This is a genomic window from Arthrobacter sp. SLBN-53 (assembly GCF_006715585.1).
Lineage (GTDB): Bacteria > Actinomycetota > Actinomycetes > Mycobacteriales > Mycobacteriaceae > Mycobacterium > Mycobacterium neoaurum_A.
In genome coordinates, this window is the sequence record NZ_VFNN01000001.1 from 5,058,928 (window position 1) to 5,079,677 (window position 20,750).

Genomic DNA, 20,750 nt, shown 5'->3' on the forward strand with positions numbered 1-20,750 from the left:
CGGGATTGGCGCCTCAGATTTTTCTTTGGTCTCGTCTGTCGCTGGTGTCACATTGTGGCGTGTTGTGTCGGTGGTCGCACGTATGTTCGAGTCATGGGATCGGATGTGGTGGCCAGCCGGGAGTCGGTGCAGCATGCCCTCTCCGATCGCGCCGCGTCGGTCAAAGCACTGTTGGATGCCGATTTCACCTGCTTTGACACGGCTGAGTTGTTGGCGATCCAGTCTGAACGCGAGGAACGTGCCCGCGCCGATGCGGCGGTCGATCACCGGATCCTAGCGGTGTTGATGGATCGGGCGACCGCCCATGAGATCGGGGGCAAGACCTGGGCCGATGTGCTGTCCACTCGGATGCGCCTGTCCGGGGCTGAGGCGGGCCGGCGGGTTCAGGCCGCCAAGCAGTTGGGCCCACGCCACGCCATGGGCGGAGAGGTGCTGGCGCCGTTGCTCCCGGCGTGTGCGGCTGCGTTGGCCGAGGGCACGATCAACGACGGGCATATCCAGGTCATTCGCGGCGCAGTGCACCAGGCCGCGAAACACACCAGTCCGGCCAAGTGTGCGGAGCTCGAAGAGATCCTGGTCTCGGTGGCGGCGGCCGCCGGTCCGGAGACGGTGCAGGCAGCGGCCACGCACGCGTTGATGTTGCTGGACCAGGACGGCCCCGGCCCGGACCTGGCCCGCCACAGGCGCGGGATCAGGATCGGCAAGCAAGATGCCGACGGGCTCACCCATATCAGTGGTTGGGTCGATCCCGAGCTTGCCGCCTATCTGGGGACCGCCTTCGATGCGTGGGCCCGGCCCGGGATCAACAACCCCGACGACGTGCAGCCGCAACACAATCCGGATCCCAATCCACTCGATGGGGACCTCGACGCCGACCTCCAGTCAGACGCAGAAGCAGAGAGTAACGCTGAGCCCGAACCCGAGATGGCGGCCGAGTATGACCTTGGGTCTGAGTGGGCGCCGAGCGTTGCTGATGTGCCCGAGTTCAAGACCTTCGACGATCTGGCCGACAGAATGGATGCCGTTTCTGCCGCCCAGGCCGCTGCTCCTCGGACAAGTATCGACTTCGAGGCGCTGGCCGACCCGACAGCTCTCCGCGACACCCGCACCGCTGCGCAACGCAACCACGACGCCCTCAAGGCCATCCTGCGCGACACCCTGATGTCCAAGAGGCTCGGCCAGCACAACGGGCTACCGGTCACCGTCGTGGTCTCGACCACCCTGGCCGAACTCGAAGCCGCCGCCGGCATCGCGGTCACCGGCACCGGCACCCTCATGCCCATGGCTGACCTGATCCGCCTGGCCGAGCACGCCCACCACTACCTGGTCGTCTACCGACACCACACCGCCGAACCGCTCTACCTGGGCCGCACCAAACGCCTGGCCACCAAAGCCCAACGCCTGCTGCTCCACAACCGCGACCGCGGCTGCACCCGCCCCGGCTGCACCCGATGCGCCAACCACTGCCAAGCCCACCACGCCGACCCCAGCTGGGCCCGCGGCGGACGCACCGACGCCCCCACCCTCGGGCTGGGCTGCCCACCGGACAACCGCCTCGCCGAACTGGGCTGGACCACCGCAATCGACCCCACCAGCGGCCGAGTCCACTGGCACCCACCACCACTACTGGACACCGGCGGCGACACCGTCAACCACCACTTTCACCCCGAGGAACTCCTCGGGAAGTTCCTGGGCGAACAGGGCGACGCCGAACAACCACCAGACCGGGACGAACCGGATGGCCGCGACATTGGCTGATCCCGATCCGTATGACGCGCAGCATTTCGATTCAGCGCGATCGGAAGTCGAACCAGCTTCGGCGAGGTGGCGCAATAACACATCGCGCCGCGATCGTGGCTGGTCCCTCGGGTACGACGGCGGCGTAATGGGTCCGCTGCCGCTATCCGGGCTGCTCAACGATCCGGGCGGCACTCGGATCGGTTTTACGGTGATCGGGTGGCAGCCACCGATCCGACACCGATCCGCCGCGCGCGGGCCGATCAGGCCCGTCCGGTCGCCGATCTGTTGCGCCATCAGATCCACGCCGGCGGTTATCCGGACAGCCTGCCCAGCGAAACCGAACTGGCCGCCGAATTCTCGGTCTCGCGCAACACCATCCGTGAGGCGCTCGGCGTTCTCAAGGACGAGGGCCTCATCGATCGCGGCACCCGAGTGGGCACCCACGTCGCCGTGCGCAAACTCGACCACGGCCTCGATGCGCTGGTCGGGCTGAAGGAGACCTTCAAGCACTACGGCGAGGTGCGCAACCAGGTCAGGGCCGTCCTCACCATGGCCGCCCCGCCCGCGGTGGCCCGCAAGCTCGAACTCGCCCCCGGCTCCGAAGTCGTCTATATCGAACGGCTGCGCTACCTCGGCGACCTCCCGCTGTCGCTCGACCTCACCTACCTCGCACCCGATATCGGGGAACAGGTCATCACCCATCCGCTGGAGACCAATGATGTCTTCGCCCTCATCGAGCAGGTCAGCGGTCGGCAACTCGGCTCGGCCGCGCTCGCGCTGGAGGCCGTCGCGGCCGACCCGCACTCCGCGGACACCCTGCAGGTACCCGACGGCGCAGCCCTGCTGATGCTGGAACGCCTCACCAGCCTCGACGACGGCCGTCCCGTCGACCTCGAGTACATCCGCATGCGTGGAGACCGGATCACCATGCGCGGCAACCTCTCCCGAAACCAGCCCGGTAGGAGCTCAGAATGACCCTCGTGAACAACCGCGTCGACGTCCCGGTGACCATCGACGAATCGCTGTGTATCGAAGGCTGCACTCTCTGCGTCGAGATCTGCCCGCTGGACTCGCTGGCCATCAACCCGGAGAACGGCAAGGCCTTCATGCACGTCGACGAATGCTGGTACTGCGGACCGTGCGCCGCACGCTGTCCCACCGGCGCGGTCACCGTCAACATGCCCTTCCTCATCCGCTGACACCGGCCCGTCGGCTCAGCCCCCACGAAAAAGGCCCCGTTGTGAAGAAACCACTCGTTGCGCTGCTCGCTGCCCTGACCGCGACCGTCACCGCCTGCTCACTGGACTCCAACAACTCCGCCGATGACGTCGTCGATGTCGTGATCGGCTACCAGTCCAAGACCATCAACACCGTGACCGCCGGAACCTTGCTGCGTGCCAAGGGATTTCTGGAACAACGGCTGGCCGACGTCACCGCGGAGAACGGCACCAAATACAACGTCGTCTGGCAGGACTACGACACCGGCGCACCCATCACCGCGCAGATGGTCGCCGAGAAGATCGACATCGGATCGATGGGCGACTATCCGATGCTCATCAACGGATCCAAGACCCAATCCAACGAGCGCGCCCGTACCGATATCGTCTCGGTGACCGGCTACCACCCCAAGGGTGCGCTGAACATGGTCGTCGTCGACCCCGCCTCACCGGCGCAGACGCTCACCGACCTGGCCGGCCAGAAAGTGTCGGCCAGCGTCGGGTCCGCCGGTCACGGCACCCTGGTGCGGGCGCTGGAGCGCGCCGGCCTGGACCCCAAGACCGGTGTCGACGTGCTCAACCAGCAACCGCAGGTCGGCGCCTCGGCGCTGGAATCCGGACAGGTTGACTGCCTTTCGCAGTTCGTCGCCTGGCCGGGACTGCTGGTCTACCAAGACAAGGCGCGGCTGCTGTACGACGGAGCCGAGCTGGACTACCCGACATTGCACGGTGTGGTGGTCCGCGAAGACTACGCCGACCGTCATCCCGAAGTGCTCGACGCCTTCCTGCAATCCCAGCTCGACGCGACCGAGTTCCTGAACGCCGAACCGTTGGAAGCCAGCCGGATCGTCGCCGACGGCAGCGGGTTGCCGCAGGAAGTCGTCTACCTGTACAACGGGCCCGGCGGCACCTCCTTCGACACCACGCTCAAACCGTCACTGGTCGACGCACTCAAAGGTGATGTGCCGTACCTCAAGTCGATCGGCGACTTCGCCGAACTCGATGTCGCAGGTTTCGTCAACGACGCGCCGCTGCGCAAGGCGTTCACCGAACGCGGCCTGGACTACCAGGCGGCGCTGGACGCGAACAGCGCGCCCACCGGCGGTGAACTGTGGCTGCAGGGCTCCGACTCCACCCAGAGCGTGGCCAACGCGACCGAACTGCTGCGCGCGGTGCGCGCTGCGGAGGCCGACGGTGCGACCGTGCGCGCGGCGTATGTCCCCGATGCCGAACTGGGCACCCGGTGGTTCGCCGACAAGGCAGTCTGGGTCAAGGACGGCCAGAGCTATCTTCCGTTCGGGACCCCGGCGGGCGCCCAGCGGCATATCGCGGCCCATCCCGGCGCAGCCGTCATCAGTTATCGCGAGGCCCTGGTGGGTGTGCAATGACCGCGGTACTCGATCCGCCGACCACAGCTAAACCGGTGACGACGAAACCGGTCACGCCGGGGGCTTGGCGACACCGACTGATTCGGCTGGCGTCGGTACTGGCCGCCGTCGGACTCTGGGAAATCCTGACCTCCAACGGTATCCGGTTCTGGTTGCGGTTCGACACGCTGCCGACGGTGACCGAGATCGGCGCCGCCCTGGCCGCCAAAGCCGTTACCCCGGAGTACTGGTTGGACCTCGCGCAGTCACTGATCCGCATCCTCACCGGTTTCGGTCTGGCCGCGCTGCTCGGCGTCCTCACCGGCATCATGCTCGGCCGTTCCGTGCTGTTCGCCGATATCTTCGGCCCGCTCACCGAGCTGGTGCGGCCCATCCCGGCCATCGCCGTGGTGCCGGTGGCGATCCTGCTGTTCCCCTCCGATGAAGCGGGCATCGTCTCGATCACCTTCCTGGCGGCGTACTTCCCGATCATGGTGAGCACCCGGCACGCGGTGCGGGCGCTGCCGACCATCTGGGAGGACTCGGTGCGCACCCTCGGCGGCGGCCGCCTCGACGTGCTGCGCCAGGTGGTGTTGCCGGGAATCCTTCCCGGCCTGTTCGGCGGACTGTCGGTCGGTATGGGCGTGGCCTGGATCTGTGTGATCTCGGCGGAGATGATCTCTGGCCGGCTCGGTGTGGGCTACCGCACCTGGCAGGCCTACACCGTGCTGGACTACCCGGGCGTCTTCGTCGGCATCATCACCATCGGGGTCCTCGGCTTTGCCACCGCCGCGGCCATCGAGCTGATCGGCCGCCGCGCCACCCGCTGGTTGCCGCGCGGCGAGGAAACCAACCGATGAGCACCGCCGTGGCCACCGGCATGGCGCTGGAGCTGCACGATGTCACCCTGTCCTACACCGGATCACCGGTGTTGCGCGGGCTGGAGCTGAGCGTGCAACCCGGCGAGATCCTGGTGCTGACCGGGCCGTCGGGATGCGGTAAATCGACCGTGCTGCGAGCACTGGCCGGTCTGTTGGCGCCCGACGTCGGCCGGGTGCTCGCCGACGGCGAGCTCGTCGCCGGCACCTCGCGGGACCGCGGAATGGTGTTCCAGGACAGCGCATTGCTGCCGTGGCGCACCGTCCGGTCCAATATCGAACTGGCGCTGAAACTTCGCGGCATACCGAAGTCGGGCCGCCGCGAACGCACCGAACGCTGGATAGAGGAGGTCAACCTCACCGGCTACGGCGACTACCTACCCAAGAGCCTGTCCGGTGGTATGCGCCAACGCGTGCAACTGGCTCGCGGCCTGGCCGGCGCCCCGCGCGCGGTCATGATGGACGAGCCGTTCGGGGCGCTGGATGCGCAGACGCGCGCCGCCATGCAGCGCCTGTTGATCGACACTTGGCGGGCGCACCCGACCACCATCGTCTTCGTCACCCACGATGTCGACGAGGCGCTCAAACTCGGCGACCGGGTCGCCGTGCTGGGCGGCGGCGGCCTGCGGCTGGTGCAGGAGGTACCCCGGCCTCGGACCGAGGGGCCGGACCGAAGCGCGCAACGTAGCGAACTCATCGACGCATTGGACAACTCATGATTCCCGATATCACCGATACGATCCGCCTCGACTGTGATGTGCTGGTGATCGGCGGCGGTACCGCGGGCACCATGGCCGCACTCACCGCCGCCGAGAACGGCGCCAGGGTGCTGCTCCTGGAGAAGGCCCATGTCAGGCACTCCGGTGCGTTGGCGATGGGGATGGACGGGGTGAACAACGCCGTCATCCCCGGCAAGGCCGAACCCGAGGATTACGTCGCCGAGATCACCCGGGCCAACGACGGAATCGTCAACCAGCGCACCATCTATCAGACCGCCACCCGCGGCTTCGCGATGGTGCAGCGGCTGGAACGTTACGGCGTCAAGTTCGAGAAGGACGAGCACGGCGAATACGCGGTGCGCCAGGTGCACCGTTCCGGGTCGTACGTGCTGCCCATGCCCGAGGGCAAGGACGTCAAGAAGGCGCTCTACCGGGTGATGCGGCAACGCTCTATGCGCGAGAAGATCCAGATCGAGAACCGGCTCATGCCGGTCCGGGTGCTGGTATCCGACCTGGGCGAGCGAAGCGACGGGAAAATTATGCGCAGGGCAGTCGGTGCCGCCGCACTCAACACCCGCACCGGGGAGTTCGTGTCCGTCGCCGCGAAGGCCGTCATCCTGGCCACCGGCCCCTGCGGCCGGCTCGGTCTGCCGGCATCGGGGTACCTCTATGGCACCTACGAGAACCCCACCAACGCCGGCGACGGCTACTCGATGGCCTACCACGCCGGCGCCGAACTGTCCGGAATCGAGTGTTTCCAGGTCAATCCGCTGATCAAGGACTACAACGGCCCGGCCTGTGCGTATGTGGCCAACCCGTTCGGCGGGTACCAGGTCAATGCCGAGGGGGAGCGCTTCGTCGACTCCGACTACTGGTCGGGGCAGATGATGTCGGAGGTGCACAGCGAGATCGAATCGGCCCGCGGCCCCATCTACCTCAAAGTGTCACATCTGCCGGACGAGACGCTGACCGCACTGGAAAACATCCTGCACACCACCGAACGGCCCACCCGCGGCACGTTCCACGCCAACCGCGGCCACGACTACCGCACCCACGATATCGAGATGCACATCTCCGAGATCGGCCTGTGCAGTGGACATTCCGCCTCCGGGGTGTGGGTCGACGAGCACGCCCGCACCACCGTGCCCGGTCTGTACGCCGCCGGCGATCTGGCCTGCGTCCCGCACAATTACATGATCGGCGCGTTCGTCTACGGCGACCTGGCCGGTGAGCACGCCGCGGGTTCGCTGGCCGATGCGCCTGCGCCGGCGGAGCTGCCCGCCGATCAGCTGGCGGCCGCCCACGAGCTGATCTATCAGCCGCTGCGTCAACCGGACGGCCCGCCACAACCCCAGGTCGAGTACAAGCTGCGCCGATTCGTCAACGACTATGTGGCACCGCCGAAGACCGCCGCGAAGCTGTCCATCGCGGTGCAGACCTTCGAGCGGATGCGCGAAGAGGTGGCCGGTATCGGGGCGCGGACCCCGCATGAGCTGATGCGTGCCGTGGAAGTGTCCTTCATCAGGGACTGCGCCGAGATGGCAGCCCGGTCATCGCTGACACGTACCGAATCCCGTTGGGGCCTCTACCATGACCGTGCCGACGTGCCGATGCGCGACGACCAGGAGTGGGGCTTCCACCTGAATCTGCGCAAGAATGCCGCCGGGGAGATGGAGTTCCTGAAACGCCCGGTTGCGCCCTATCTGGTGCCAGTGCCCGGATTGGACCATGTGCCGGCGAAGAGCCTGGACGCCCCGACGGTCGCGGTCGATCAGCCGGAGCTGTTCGGCGGCAAGGCGCCCGCGACCGTGGCGTCGCGGGTCGCCGAGCCCGCGGTGCAGCCACCGTCGCCGCGGATCGCCGCGGTGCTCGCCCTCGACGAACCGACACTGGTCGAGTTGTCGGAGTACCTCGCCGATGCCGATCCCGGCGTGCGGCGCACCGCAGTGGCGACCCTGGTGGAGAACCTGCCCGACGGGTACTGCCCGGCGCTGCTGGCCGCGCTCGGCGACGCGGACCGCGAGGTGCGCCTGCAGGGCGCGGACTCGGTGCGTGAGCTGGTCGAGGTGCTGCCCGATCCCGAAGCGATTGCCGTGCACCTGAATTCCGATGACCCGGTGGTGCGCGCCGCCACGGTGTACGTGCTGAGTTCCCGGCGCACCGGCGTCGCGGCCGACTACCGCCGGGCGGTGACCGACGGTGATCAGCGGGTCCGCATCGAGGCGGTACGCGCGCTGGTCTCCGTGGACGATGTCGAGGGCGTGGCCGCCGCGGCCACCGATGACAGCCGAGAGGTGCGCATTGCCGTCGCCAATGCGCTGGCGACGCTCGCCGCCGGCGGTGACACCGTGCGCGCGCTGCTCGCCGACCGCGATCCGCTGGTCCGCGCCGCTGCGCTGGCCGCCCTCGGGGTGCTCGGCGACGCCGATGCCGATGTGCCCGTCATCGAGCGGGCGCTGTCCGAACCGGCCTGGCAGATCCGGGTCGGCGCGGCCAGGGCGTTGTCCGGGGTATCGGCACCGCTGGCGGTGCCATCGCTGTCGCGGGCCCTCACCGACACCCATCTGGATGTGCGCAAGGCCGCCGTGCTGAGCCTGACCCGGTGGGCGGGGTCGGAGACCGCGGCGCGGGAGGCACTGGGCCTGGCGCTCAAGGATGTCGACGCCGACGTGCGGGCCTATGCCCGCAGGGCGCTCGAACCCGTCTAGAGTCCCAGTCCCTGATAGGTGCGGCGGACGAATTTCGGTTGCGCCATGCGCAGTTTCGCCAGTGAGGTGTTACCGGCCACCTGGGCGATATCGGAGGTCAGGTCCGGATAGTTCTGGATCAGGTACAGCACGATGACGTCATTGGCCGGGTCGGCCTGCCACCAGGTGCCGAATGCACCCGGCCAGCCGAAGGTGCCCAGCCCACCCGGGCCGAAGAAACGCTCGGACTTCGCGGGATCGGTGACCACCGACATAGACAACCCGAAGCCACGGCCGATCCAGAACGGCACGCCGAGGAAGTTGTCGCTCTTCTGTTCCTCGGTCAACCGATCGGTCCGCATCAGCCGTACGGACTCGGGGGAGAGCACCCGGACACCGTCGACCGTGCCGTCGCCCAGCAGCATCCTGGCGAACGTCAGATAGTCATCGGCGGTGGACAGCAGTCCACCCCCACCGGTGCAGAACTCGGGTGGGGTCAAGGCAGGCGGACCGATCACATCGTCGCGCAGTCCGGTTTTGTCGTCGAGGGCATACATGGTCGCCATCCGGCGCCGCTGGACCAGGCTGAGGGCAAAACCGGTGTCGGACATGCCGAGTGGCTCGAAGATCCGCTCGGAAAGCAATTCGTGCAGCGGCCGGCCGGCGATTCGGGAAATGGCGATACCGAGCACGTCGGTGCCGTGACTGTAGGTGATCCGCGCGCCGGGTTGGTGCACCAGCGGCAGCTTCGTCAGCTCGGTCAACCAACGCTGCTCGTTCTGGCGGTAGGACAACCGCCCGTACGCCTTGGCCAGTGGTCCGGTGATCGAGAACGGATAGGCCAGGCCCGCCCGGTGGGTCATCAGATCGTCGAAGGTGATGGGCCGACGCAGCGCCGTGGTGTCGTCCAGCGGGCCCTGCGGGTCGATGAGTACCCGCAACCCGTCGAGCTCCGGCAGCCATCGCGACACCGGGTCGTCGAGGCGGAAGTGACCCTGCTCCAGCAGTGTCATCGCCGCGGCGACGGTGACGGGCTTGCTCATGGACGCGATCCGGAAAATGGTGTCGCGCTGCATCGGCAGCCCGGCCTGCACGTCGCGGTGGCCGAGCTCGTTGACCTGGACGACCCGGCCGGCATGCCACACCAGCGTCACCGCGCCGGCGAGCAGGCCCGCGTCGATGGCCTCCGAGATGGAGGCGTGGTTGTTGTCGATGTTCATCACCGCTGACGTTAACGTGTGCCACATGCAGATGCGGAAGGTGGCTTTCGCGAGTTTCGTCGGCACCGCCATCGAGTTCTACGACTTCTACATCTACGGGACGGCCGCCGCGCTGATCTTCCCACATGTGTTCTTCCCCGAGATGGGGCCGACGATGGCCACCGTCTCCTCGTTGGGCACCTTCGCCGCGGCCTTCTTCTCCCGGCCGATCGGCGCCGCGGTGTTCGGCCACTTCGGAGATCGATTGGGACGCAAGCGGACGCTGGTGGCCACGCTGCTGATCATGGGCATCTCGACGGTCGGCGTCGGCTTGGTGCCCGGTGCCGCCACCATCGGCATCGCCGCGCCGATCCTGCTGCTGTGTCTGCGGTTGTGCCAGGGATTCGCGGTCGGCGGGGAGTGGGCCGGATCGGCCCTGCTGTCGGCCGAGTACGCACCGGCGGGCCAACGCGGCCGATACGGCATGTTCACCCAGCTGGGCGCCGGTGCCGGTCTGGCGGCCAGCAACCTGGTGTTCTTCACCGTCGCCGTCACCATCGGGGAGAAGAGTCAGGTGTTCCTCGATTGGGGCTGGCGGGTGCCGTTCCTGCTGAGCGGCCTGCTGGTCATCGCCGCGCTCTACATCCGGCTGCGCATCGACGAGACGCCGGTGTTCGCCGACGAACGGCGAAGCGGGCAGGTGCTGCGCGCCCCGCTGGCCGAGCTGATGCGCCTGCAGTGGCGCCAGGTCCTGCTGGCGGCCGGCTGCATGGTGAGCATCTTCACGATGAGCTTCCTGGGCGGCACCTACCTGCTCAGCTATGCCAGCACCACGATCGGGCATCCTCGCGCTCTGATCCTGGCCGTCGGTGTGCTCGCCGGGGTCGCACTGATGAGCACCACGGCGATATCGGCGATCCTGTGCGACCGCTACGGGCGTCGCCGGATCATCCTCGCCGGTTTCCTCGTCGCCCTGCCGTGGGCGTTCGTGGTGATGCCGCTGATCGACACCGGTTCCGCGGCACTGTTCGCGCTCGCCATCGGCGGCACCTTCGCGGTGTTCGGTGTCTCGTACGGACCGATCGCGTCCTTCCTGCCCGAGACGTTCGCCACGCGATACCGGTACACCGGCGCCGGACTGGCCTTCAATCTGGCAGGCATCGTGGGCGGCGCGCTGCCGCCACTGGTCGCGGGTCTGCTCGTCGACGACTTCGGCGGCTGGGCGGTGGGCCTGATGATGGCCGGATTCGTGGCCGTCAGCGTGTTGTGCACCTGGGCACTGCCCGAGACGAAGGGCACATCACTGCGCGACGAGGTCGGCGCGGCGGCCTGATAGGCTCTCCGACAGTTCGACGTCCTTTAACGATCCGTCCAGAGAGGCGGAGAAGGAGGTCCAGGTTGACTGTGGGCGAAGCGGTACCGAGCCCCGACCGGGAATTGATGTCCGCCGCGGATGTGAGCCGGACGATTTCGCGCATCGCGCATCAGATCATCGAGAAGACCGCACTGGACTCGCCGGATGCTCCGCGGGTGGTGCTGTTGGGCATCCCGACCCGCGGCGTCACACTTGCCGCGCGGCTCGCCGAGAAGGTCGAGGAGTTCTCCGGGGTGGCGCTGCCGCACGGGGCGATGGACATCACGCTCTATCGCGACGACCTGAACTTCAAACCGCCCCGCCCGCTGGAGTCCACCTCGATCCCGGCCGGCGGTATCGACGGTGCTCTGGTGATCCTGGTCGACGATGTGCTGTATTCGGGTCGCTCGGTGCGCTCGGCCCTGGACGCCCTGCGCGATATCGGCAGGCCCCGGATCGTGCAACTGGCGGTGCTGGTGGATCGCGGCCACCGGGAGTTGCCCATCCGCGCCGACTATGTCGGCAAGAACGTGCCCACCTCACGCGCCGAGAACGTGAAGGTGCGCCTGCAGGAACCCGACGGGGAGGACAGCGTGCGGATCGCACCGTATGGAGGACCTGACCGCTCATGAAGCATCTGTTGACCGCCGCGGAGCTGTCCCGCGACGAGGCGACTGCGATCCTCGACGACGCCGACCGGTTCCGCGAGGCACTGCTGGGCCGCGAGGTGAAGAAGCTGCCCACTCTGCGCGGGCGCACCATCATCACGATGTTCTACGAGAACTCCACCCGCACCAGGGTGTCCTTCGAGGTGGCAGGCAAGTGGATGAGTGCCGACGTCATCAACGTCAGCGCCTCGGGATCCTCGGTGGCCAAGGGCGAGTCACTGCGTGACACCGCCCTGACCCTGCGCGCTGCCGGTGCCGACGCGCTGATCATTCGGCATCCGGCCTCGGGTGCGGCGCAGCAGCTTTCGGAGTGGACCGCCGAGTCCGGCGGTAAGGGACCGTCGGTGATCAACGCCGGTGACGGCACCCACGAACATCCCACCCAGGCGTTGCTCGATGCGCTGACGTTGCGCCAACGGCTCGGCACCATCGCGGGCAGGCGGATCCTGATCGTCGGCGATGTGCTGCACAGCCGGGTGGCCCGCTCCAATGTCGAACTGCTCTCCACGCTCGGTGCCGAGGTGGTCTTGGTCGCTCCGCCGACACTGCTGCCGGTGGGTGTGGCCGGCTGGCCGGTGACGGTATCGCATGATCTGGACGCCGAGCTGCCCGCCGCGGATGCGGTGCTGATGCTGCGCGTCCAGGCCGAACGCATGAACGGCGGTTTCTTCCCGTCGGCGCGGGAGTACTCGGTGCTCTACGGATTGTCCGAGAAGCGGCAGGCACAGCTCGCCGACCATGCGGTGGTGCTGCATCCGGGACCGATGCTGCGGGGTATGGAAATCGCCTACTCGGTGGCCGATTCCCCGCAATCAGCGGTGTTGCAACAGGTTTCCAATGGTGTCCATGTGCGGATGGCGGTGCTGTTCCACCTGCTCGTGGGTGCCGACGCTGACGGAGTGGGAGTGGTGGCGTGAGTGTTCTGATCAAGGGCGTCCGCCTCTACGGTGAGGGCGACCCCGTCGACGTGCTGATCGCCGACGGCCAGATCACCCGGATCGAAGCGGGGATCGGGTCCGGCTCCGCCGACACCGAGATCGACGCCACCGGCCAGATCCTGTTGCCGGGCTTCGTCGACCTGCACACCCACCTGCGCGAACCGGGTCGCGAATACGCCGAGGACATCGAAACCGGTTCGGCCGCCGCCGCACTCGGTGGCTACACCGCGGTGTTCGCCATGGCCAACACCGACCCGGTGGCCGACAGCCCGGTGGTGACCGACCACGTCTGGCATCGGGGTAGGCAGGTCGGGCTCGTCGACGTGCACCCGGTCGGTGCGGTCACCGTGGGCCTGGAGGGCAAACAGCTCACCGAGATGGGGCTGATGGCAGCCGGTGCCGGTCAGGTCCGGATGTTCTCCGATGACGGTATCTGCGTGCACGATCCGCTGATCATGCGTCGCGCGCTGGAGTACGCCAACGGTCTGGGCGTGCTGATCGCCCAGCATGCCGAGGAGCCACGCCTCACCGTGGGTGCCGTCGCACACGAGGGTCCCCATGCCGCGAAGCTGGGCCTGGCCGGCTGGCCGCGCTCGGCCGAGGAGTCCATCGTCGCCCGTGACGCGATCCTGGCCCGCGATGCCGGCGCGCGCGTGCACATCTGCCACGCCTCCACCGCGGGAACCGTGGAACTGCTCAAATGGGCCAAGGCACAAGGGATCTCGATTACCGCGGAGGTCACCCCGCACCACCTGCTGCTCGATGACGGCGTGCTGGCCAGCTATGACGGCCGCAATCGGGTCAATCCGCCGCTGCGCGAGGCCAGTGACGTTCAGGCGTTGCGGCAGGCACTCGTCGACGGCGTGATCGACTGCGTGGCCACCGATCACGCGCCGCACGCCGAACAGGAGAAATGCTGCGAGTTCGCCAACGCCCGCCCCGGCATGCTGGGTCTGGAAACCGCGCTGTCGGTGATCGTCGAGACCATGGTGCAACCGGGCCTGCTGAGCTGGCGCGATGTGGCGAGGGTGATGAGCGAGGCGCCGGCGGCCATCGTCGGACTGCCCGACCAGGGCCGCCCGCTGGCGGTGGGGGAGCCGGCCAACCTGACCGTCGTCGAACCGGACACCACCTGGACGGTCACCGGATCGTCGTTGGCAAGCCGGTCGGACAACACGCCGTTCGAGTCGATGGAGTTGCCGGCGAAGGTGACGCTGACCCTGCTGCGCGGGAAGATCACCGCGCGTGACGGCCGGAGCCCCGCCGCATGAAGGCCCAGCGAGTAGCGGAGCGGATCGCGCATGAAGGCCCAGCGAGTAGCGGAGCGGATCGCGCATGAATGAAGGCACACTGATCGGGTCGCTCATCCTGGCGGCCGTCATCGCCCTGCTGATCGGGTTCTTCATCCGCAGGCTGCTCACCGGGTGGCGGCATCGCATCGAGCGGCAGGTCGAGATGATCGGCAACCTGCCCCCGCTGCCCGACACCGTCGGGCCTGCGCTGGCCGGGCCCACCAAGGGGCTCTACGTCGGCAGCACCATCGCACCGCATTGGAACGACAAGGTGGCCGCGGCCGCACTGGGCTTCCGGTCCAAGGGTGCGCTGACCCGCTATCCGGAGGGGATCATGGTGCAGCGCAGCGGAACCGGCCCCATCTGGATCCCCGACGAGTCCATCGTCGCGGTGCGCGGTGAGCGGGCGATGGCCGGGAAGGCCCTCACCCACGAGGGCATCGTGGCCATCCGTTGGACACTTCCGTCGGGTACCGAGATCGACACCGGCTTCCGGCCGGACGACCGGACAGAAACAAAGAACTGGGTCAAGGAGGACGAGTGACGGTCAGCGACAAGCGCAGCGGTACCGCGGAGCGTGCCCTGCTCGTGCTGGAGGACGGCCGGGTGTTCACCGGGACCGCCTTCGGCGCGATCGGACAGACGCTGGGTGAGGCGGTGTTCTCCACCGGCATGTCCGGCTACCAGGAGACGCTGACCGACCCGAGCTATCACCGCCAGATCGTGGTGGCCACCGCGCCGCAGATCGGCAACACCGGCTGGAACGGCGAGGACGGCGAGAGCCGCGACGACAGGATCTGGGTCGCCGGTTATGCGATCCGCGACGCCTCGCCGCGCCCGTCGAGCTGGCGTGCCACCGGCACCCTCGACGACGAGCTGCAGCGCCAGGGCATCGTCGGGATCGCCGGGATCGACACCCGGGCGGTCGTGCGGCATCTGCGCACGGCCGGCTCGATGAAGGCCGGCATCTTCTCCGGTTCCGCCCTCGCCGACGGCGCAGATGTGGACACCCTCGTCGACCGGGTGCGCAACCAGCCCTCGATGCTGGGGGCCGACCTGGCCGGTGAGGTGTCCACCGACTCGATGTACACGGTGGATCCCGCCGGCGAGCACCGGTTCACGGTCGCCGCGATCGACCTGGGCATCAAGACCAACACCCCGCGCAACTTCGCCAAGCGCTGCATCCGCACCCACGTGCTGCCCTCGGCCGCCACGTTCGCCCAGATCGCCGAGCTCAACCCCGACGGTGTGTTCCTGTCCAACGGGCCGGGCGACCCGGCCACCGCCGATCACATCGTCGAGGTCACCCGCGAGGTGCTCGGCGCTGGAATCCCGCTGTTCGGAATCTGTTTCGGTAACCAGATCCTGGGCCGCGCGCTGGGCCGGTCCACCTACAAGATGACCTTCGGGCACCGCGGCATCAACATCCCGGTGATCGACCACGCCACCCGCAGCGTCGCCATCACCGCGCAGAATCACGGGTTCGCCCTCGAAGGCGAGGCGGGTGAGGAGTTCGACACCGACTTCGGCAGGGCCATCGTCAGCCACACCTGCGCCAACGACGGCACCGTCGAGGGCATCAAGCTCATCGACGGGAGCGCGTTCTCGGTGCAGTACCACCCCGAGGCCGCGGCCGGTCCGCGTGACGCGGAGTACCTGTTCGACCAGTTCATCGACCTGTTGGGCCGCAAGGCGGGAGAGAAATAATGCCACGTCGTTCCGACCTCAACCACGTCCTGGTCATCGGCTCCGGGCCGATCCTGATCGGCCAGGCCGCGGAGTTCGACTACTCGGGCACCCAGGCCTGCCGCGTTCTGCGCGCCGAGGGCCTGCAGGTCACCCTGATCAACTCCAACCCGGCGACGATCATGACCGACCCCGAATATGCCGACAACACCTATGTTGAGCCGATCACCCCGGGCTTCGTCGAGAAGGTCATCGCCCAGCAGGCCGAGCGCGGCAACAAGATCGACGCGGTGCTGGCCACCCTCGGTGGGCAGACCGCCCTGAACACCGCGGTCTCGCTGTACGAGAACGGGGCACTGGAGCGCTACGGCGTCGAGATGATCGGCGCAGATTTCGATGCCATCCAGCGCGGCGAGGACCGGCAGAAGTTCAAGGACATCGTGGCCAAGGTGGGCGGCGAATCCGCCCGCAGCCGGGTGTGTTTCACCATGGACGAGGTGCGTGACACGGTCGCCGACCTGGGGTTGCCCGTCGTCGTTCGCCCCAGCTTCACCATGGGCGGCCTCGGCTCCGGTATGGCCTACTCGGCCGAGGATGTCGAGCGGATGGCCGGCGACGGCCTTGCCGCGTCACCGAGTGCGAACGTGCTGATCGAGGAGTCCATCTACGGCTGGAAGGAATACGAGCTCGAGCTCATGCGCGATCACCACGACAACGTGGTGGTGGTCTGCTCGATCGAGAACTTCGACCCGATGGGTGTACACACCGGTGATTCGGTGACCGTCGCCCCGGCGATGACGCTGACCGACCGCGAGTACCAGACGATGCGCGATCTGGGTATCGCGATCCTGCGCGAGGTCGGTGTCGACACCGGCGGCTGCAACATCCAGTTCGCCATCAACCCCGAAGACGGCAGGCTCATCGTCATCGAGATGAACCCGCGCGTCTCGCGGTCCAGCGCGCTGGCGTCCAAGGCGACGGGTTTCCCGATCGCCAAGATCGCCGCCAAGCTGGCCATCGGTTACACCCTCGACGAGATCGTCAACGACATCACCAAGGAAACCCCGGCCTGTTTCGAGCCGACCCTGGACTATGTCGTGGTCAAGGCACCGCGGTTCGCCTTCGAGAAATTCCCGGGTGCCGACCCGACGCTGACCACCACCATGAAATCCGTGGGTGAGGCGATGTCGTTGGGCCGCAACTTCATCGAGGCGCTCGGGAAGGTGATGCGGTCCCTGGAGAACAAGCGGGCCGGCTTCTGGACCGGGCCTGACCGCGACGCCTCCCTCGAGGAGCTGCTCACCGATCTGCGCACCGCCACCGACGGCCGCATCTACGACATCGAGCAGGCACTGCGCCTCGGTGGCACCGTCGAGCAGGTCGCCGACGCGTCCGGAGTCGATCCCTGGTTCGTCGACCAGATCAACGGGCTGGTGGCATTGCGCGCCGAATTGGTCGACGCGCCGGTGCTCGACGAATGGTTGCTGCGCCGGGCGAAGCACAACGGACTATCCGACCGCCAGATCGCCGCGCTACGTCCCGAACTCGCCGGTGAGGACGGTGTGCGGGCACTGCGTGAGCGGCTCGGCATCCGCCCGGTCTACAAGACCGTCGACACCTGCGCCGCCGAATTCGAGGCCCGCACGCCGTATCACTACAGCAGCTACGAGCTGGACCCCGCGGCCGAGACCGAGGTCGCCCCGCAGACCGAGAAGCCCAAGGTGCTGATCCTCGGATCGGGACCCAACCGCATCGGGCAGGGCATCGAGTTCGACTACAGCTGTGTGCACGCGGCGACCACGTTGAGCCAGGCCGGGTTCGAGACGGTGATGGTCAACTGCAACCCCGAAACGGTGTCCACCGACTACGACACCGCCGACCGGCTCTACTTCGAGCCATTGACCTTCGAGGACGTGTTGGAGGTCTACCACGCCGAGCAGGACTCGGGCAGTGGCGGTCCCGGCGTCGTCGGCGTCATCGTGCAGCTCGGCGGGCAGACCCCGCTGGGCCTGGCCGAGCGCCTCGAGCGTGCCGGGGTGCCGATCGTGGGCACCAAGCCAGAGGCCATCGACCTGGCCGAGGACCGTGGCCTGTTCGGTGAGGTGCTGGTCAACGCCGGCCTGCCCGCCCCGCGCTTCGGCACCGCCACCAGTTTCGAGCAGGCCCGCCGCATCGCCGCCGATATCGGCTACCCGGTGCTGGTGCGCCCCTCCTATGTGCTGGGCGGCCGCGGTATGGAGATCGTCTACGACGACGAGACCCTGCAGGGCTATATCGAGCGCGCCACCGAACTGTCCCCGGAGCATCCGGTGCTGGTCGACCGGTTCCTGGAGGACGCCATCGAGATCGACGTCGACGCGCTGTGCGACGGCACTGAGGTCTATATCGGTGGCGTCATGGAGCACATCGAGGAGGCCGGTATCCACTCCGGCGACTCCGCATGCGCGCTGCCGCCGGTCACCCTCGGCCGCACCGATATCGAGAAGGTCCGCCAGGCCACCGAGGCCATCGCGCACGGGATCGGCGTGGTCGGACTGCTCAACGTCCAGTACGCACTCAAGGACGATGTGCTCTACGTCCTGGAGGCCAACCCGAGAGCGTCCCGTACGGTGCCTTTCGTTTCCAAGGCCACCGCGGTGCCGCTGGCCAAGGCATGCGCGCGGATCATGCTGGGCACCACCATCGCCGAGCTGCGCGCCGAAGGTGTGTTGGTGCGCACCGGTGACGGGGCCACGGTGTCCCCCCACGCCCCGATCGCGGTCAAGGAGGCGGTCCTTCCGTTCCACCGGTTCCGCAAGGCCGATGGTTCCCAGGTGGATTCGCTGCTGGGCCCGGAGATGAAGTCGACCGGCGAGGTGATGGGTATCGACCGCGATTTCGGCACCGCGTTCGCCAAGAGCCAGAGTGCGGCCTACGGTTCGCTGCCCGCCTCCGGCACGGTCTTCGTCTCGGTGGCCAACCGCGACAAGCGCTCGCTGGTGTTTCCGGTGAAGCGGCTTGCCGACCTCGGGTTCCGGGTGCTGGCCACCGAGGGTACCGCGGAGATGTTGCGCCGCAACGGCATTCCGTGTGACGAGGTACGCAAGCACTTCGAGACCGAGAACGAATCCGGCACCGACGGGCGTCGCTCGGCGGTCGAGGTGATCCGCGCCGGCGAGGTCGACATGGTGATCAACACCCCGTACGGCAACTCCGGGCCACGCATCGACGGGTACGAGATCCGCTCGGCGGCGGTGTCGGTGAACATCCCGTGCGTGACGACGGTGCAGGGCGCGTCGGCCGCGGTGCAGGGCATCGAGGCCGGGATCCGCGGTGATATCGGGGTGCGCTCGCTGCAGGAGCTGCACAGCCAACTGGCCGAGAAGTGACCCCGTTCGGGGTGCGGCTGGCCCACGCCGTCGCGGCAAGGGGCGCGCTGTGCCCCGGGATCGACCCACACCCGGAGCTTTTGGCGGCATGGGGGCTTGGCGCCGGTATCGACGGGCTGCGCACGTTCAGCGAAATCTGCGTGCAGGCCTTCGCCGATGTCGCGATCGTCAAACCGCAGGTGGCCTTCTACGAGGCGTATGGCTCGGCCGGCTTCGCCGTGCTCGAGGCGACCATGGCGGCGCTGCGTGATGCCGGGGTGCTGGTGCTCGCCGACGCCAAGCGTGGTGATATCGGCTCGACCATGGCCGCCTACGCCCAGGCCTGGGCCGGCGATACCGCGCTGGCCGCCGACGCCGTCACCGCGTCGCCGTATCTGGGCTTCGAATCGTTGCGCCCATTGCTCGACCTCGCCGCCGCCAACGGCAGGGGAGTGTTCGTGCTGGCCGCAACGTCCAATCCCGAGGGCGCTGGTCTGCAGGGGGCGCTGGCCGGGGATCGCACCGTGGCGCAGACGATCGTGGACGCGGTGGGTGCGGAGAACCGCCGCACGGGCGCGGGGTCGGTGGGCGTCGTGGTGGGTGCCACGCTGGCGCAGCCGCCGGATCTGGAGGCGTTGGACGGGCCGGTGCTGGCACCGGGGGTCGGTGCACAGGGCGGCCGCGTGCAGGACCTCGGCCGGCTGGGGCCGCGGGTGCTGCCCGCGGTGTCGCGCGAGATCCTGCGCGCCGGTCCGGACGTCGAGGCGATGCGGGCGGTGGTCGCCGGGCTGCGTGAGCAGCTCACCCGGCTGGCCTGAGGGCCCCGTGCACCCTCCTGGCGTGCCGCTGTCGCCTCGATCGGGCGGTCATGCGTGGAAGGTGACCGCCCGCGGTGCGACCGGGCCCGCTCGACGACGCTACCGACCGGTAGCTCCGGGCCGGCGACACGCCCGACACGCCATGACCAGCGAAAATTTCTCATTCCACCGCCAGGATCGGTGTTTACCGGGGGTTCCGGTGACGCGCGCCGAAACCAGCGCCAACCTCGCTGAGGTGCGAAAACCCCCGTTATGCAGGCACATCGTGTGTGCAGGGGGCCGATCGGCAATGTGTCGGATCCGGCGCGGTGCGCTCGGCGCACGCTGTACACGCTGGTCTTTTGGCCGGATTACCCGGGGGTGGGGTTAGCTTTCGTCAGGATGCGTGGGTACGGTCGTCGTCGCTGGCTGGTTACGTGATCCAGCCGTGATGAAACAACAGATGGCGAGAGACGGAGGAACCCCGTGGCCCTTCCCCAGTTGACCGACGAACAGCGCGCGGCAGCGTTGGAGAAGGCTGCTGCCGCACGTCGAGCGCGAGCCGAGCTCAAAGATCGGCTGAAGCGCGGCGGCACCAACCTCAAGCAGGTGCTCACCGACGCCGAGACCGACGAGGTCTTGGGCAAGATGAAGGTTTCCGCGCTGCTGGAGGCCCTGCCCAAGGTCGGCAAGGTCAAGGCACAGGAGATCATGACCGAGCTGGAGATCGCTCCGACCCGCCGCCTGCGCGGCCTCGGCGACCGTCAGCGCAAGGCCTTGCTGGAGAAGTTCGACTTCTCCTGAGCGCGAACAAGTGAGAACCGGTGGTGGGCCGGGCAAGGCCGCAGTCGTGGTTTTGTC

The 20,750-nt window shown here is 67.8% G+C and carries 17 protein-coding genes; 16 read left to right on the plus strand and 1 reads right to left on the minus strand.

Going from position 1 to position 20,750, the window contains the following annotated elements; genetic code table 11:
- The first annotated feature begins 93 nt into the window (after positions 1–93).
- The 7 genes from FBY28_RS24375 to FBY28_RS24405 all read left to right on the plus strand — a co-directional run bounded on the left by FBY28_RS24375 (position 94) and on the right by FBY28_RS24405 (position 8,629).
- Positions 94–1,758 carry an HNH endonuclease signature motif containing protein gene (locus FBY28_RS24375; protein ID WP_141869742.1) on the plus strand — a complete coding sequence of 555 codons (1,665 nt, stop codon included), beginning with the start codon at positions 94–96 and terminating at the stop codon, positions 1,756–1,758.
- Between the two features lie 198 nt (positions 1,759–1,956).
- The gene (locus FBY28_RS26340; RefSeq protein WP_141869743.1) at positions 1,957–2,715 is read left to right on the plus strand and encodes a GntR family transcriptional regulator; all 759 of its coding nucleotides are present in this window, start codon (positions 1,957–1,959) and stop codon (positions 2,713–2,715) included.
- On the plus strand, positions 2,712–2,939 hold the full coding sequence (locus tag FBY28_RS24385) for a 4Fe-4S dicluster domain-containing protein (protein ID WP_019514073.1): 228 nt from the start codon (positions 2,712–2,714) through the stop codon (positions 2,937–2,939). The genes FBY28_RS26340 and FBY28_RS24385 overlap by 4 nt, the downstream gene beginning before the upstream one ends.
- 41 nt (positions 2,940–2,980) lie before the next feature.
- Positions 2,981–4,345, plus strand: coding sequence for an ABC transporter substrate-binding protein (locus FBY28_RS24390; RefSeq protein ID WP_141869744.1), 1,365 nt, complete (start codon positions 2,981–2,983; stop codon positions 4,343–4,345).
- Complete coding sequence (locus FBY28_RS24395) at positions 4,342–5,184, plus strand: ABC transporter permease (RefSeq protein WP_141869745.1); 843 nt, start codon at positions 4,342–4,344, stop codon at positions 5,182–5,184. The genes FBY28_RS24390 and FBY28_RS24395 overlap by 4 nt, the downstream gene beginning before the upstream one ends.
- Positions 5,181–5,921, plus strand: coding sequence for an ABC transporter ATP-binding protein (locus tag FBY28_RS24400; protein ID WP_141869746.1), 741 nt, complete (start codon positions 5,181–5,183; stop codon positions 5,919–5,921). Before FBY28_RS24395 ends, FBY28_RS24400 begins: the two co-directional genes overlap by 4 nt.
- Positions 5,918–8,629: a fumarate reductase/succinate dehydrogenase flavoprotein subunit gene (locus FBY28_RS24405; protein ID WP_141869747.1), complete on the plus strand. Its 2,712-nt coding sequence runs from the start codon at positions 5,918–5,920 to the stop codon at positions 8,627–8,629. The genes FBY28_RS24400 and FBY28_RS24405 overlap by 4 nt, the downstream gene beginning before the upstream one ends.
- Here FBY28_RS24405 and FBY28_RS24410 read toward each other — a convergent pair.
- Entirely contained in the window at positions 8,626–9,828 is a 1,203-nt protein-coding gene (locus tag FBY28_RS24410; protein WP_141869748.1) for a serine hydrolase domain-containing protein, read from the minus strand. The two genes, FBY28_RS24405 and FBY28_RS24410, sit on opposite strands and share 4 nt — an antisense overlap.
- A gap of 25 nt (positions 9,829–9,853) precedes the next feature.
- Between FBY28_RS24410 and FBY28_RS24415 the strand changes: the two genes are divergently transcribed.
- The 9 genes from FBY28_RS24415 to mihF all read left to right on the plus strand — a co-directional run bounded on the left by FBY28_RS24415 (position 9,854) and on the right by mihF (position 20,693).
- Positions 9,854–11,140, plus strand: a complete 1,287-nt coding sequence (locus tag FBY28_RS24415; protein ID WP_141869749.1) for an MFS transporter — start codon at positions 9,854–9,856, stop codon at positions 11,138–11,140.
- 65 nt (positions 11,141–11,205) lie between these two features.
- A complete protein-coding gene (pyrR, locus tag FBY28_RS24420; RefSeq protein WP_286178459.1) occupies positions 11,206–11,793 on the plus strand; it encodes a bifunctional pyr operon transcriptional regulator/uracil phosphoribosyltransferase PyrR in 588 nt (195 codons plus the stop codon).
- Positions 11,790–12,746, plus strand: a complete 957-nt coding sequence (locus FBY28_RS24425; RefSeq protein WP_141869750.1) for an aspartate carbamoyltransferase catalytic subunit — start codon at positions 11,790–11,792, stop codon at positions 12,744–12,746. The genes pyrR and FBY28_RS24425 overlap by 4 nt, the downstream gene beginning before the upstream one ends.
- The gene (locus tag FBY28_RS24430) at positions 12,743–14,038 is read left to right on the plus strand and encodes a dihydroorotase (RefSeq protein WP_141869751.1); all 1,296 of its coding nucleotides are present in this window, start codon (positions 12,743–12,745) and stop codon (positions 14,036–14,038) included. Before FBY28_RS24425 ends, FBY28_RS24430 begins: the two co-directional genes overlap by 4 nt.
- 64 nt (positions 14,039–14,102) lie before the next feature.
- Positions 14,103–14,603, plus strand: coding sequence for a PH-like domain-containing protein (locus FBY28_RS24435; RefSeq protein WP_141869752.1), 501 nt, complete (start codon positions 14,103–14,105; stop codon positions 14,601–14,603).
- Positions 14,600–15,766 (plus strand): glutamine-hydrolyzing carbamoyl-phosphate synthase small subunit, encoded by a 1,167-nt coding sequence (gene carA / locus FBY28_RS24440; RefSeq protein ID WP_141869753.1) that lies wholly within the window; start codon positions 14,600–14,602, stop codon positions 15,764–15,766. The genes FBY28_RS24435 and carA overlap by 4 nt, the downstream gene beginning before the upstream one ends.
- Positions 15,766–19,113, plus strand: coding sequence for a carbamoyl-phosphate synthase large subunit (gene carB / locus FBY28_RS24445; RefSeq protein ID WP_141869754.1), 3,348 nt, complete (start codon positions 15,766–15,768; stop codon positions 19,111–19,113). Before carA ends, carB begins: the two co-directional genes overlap by 1 nt.
- Positions 19,110–19,910: an orotidine-5'-phosphate decarboxylase gene (gene pyrF / locus FBY28_RS24450; RefSeq protein WP_141869755.1), complete on the plus strand. Its 801-nt coding sequence runs from the start codon at positions 19,110–19,112 to the stop codon at positions 19,908–19,910. Before carB ends, pyrF begins: the two co-directional genes overlap by 4 nt.
- A gap of 465 nt (positions 19,911–20,375) precedes the next feature.
- Positions 20,376–20,693 carry an integration host factor, actinobacterial type gene (gene mihF, locus FBY28_RS24455; RefSeq protein WP_011894593.1) on the plus strand — a complete coding sequence of 106 codons (318 nt, stop codon included), beginning with the start codon at positions 20,376–20,378 and terminating at the stop codon, positions 20,691–20,693.
- Positions 20,694–20,750: the final 57 nt, after the last annotated feature.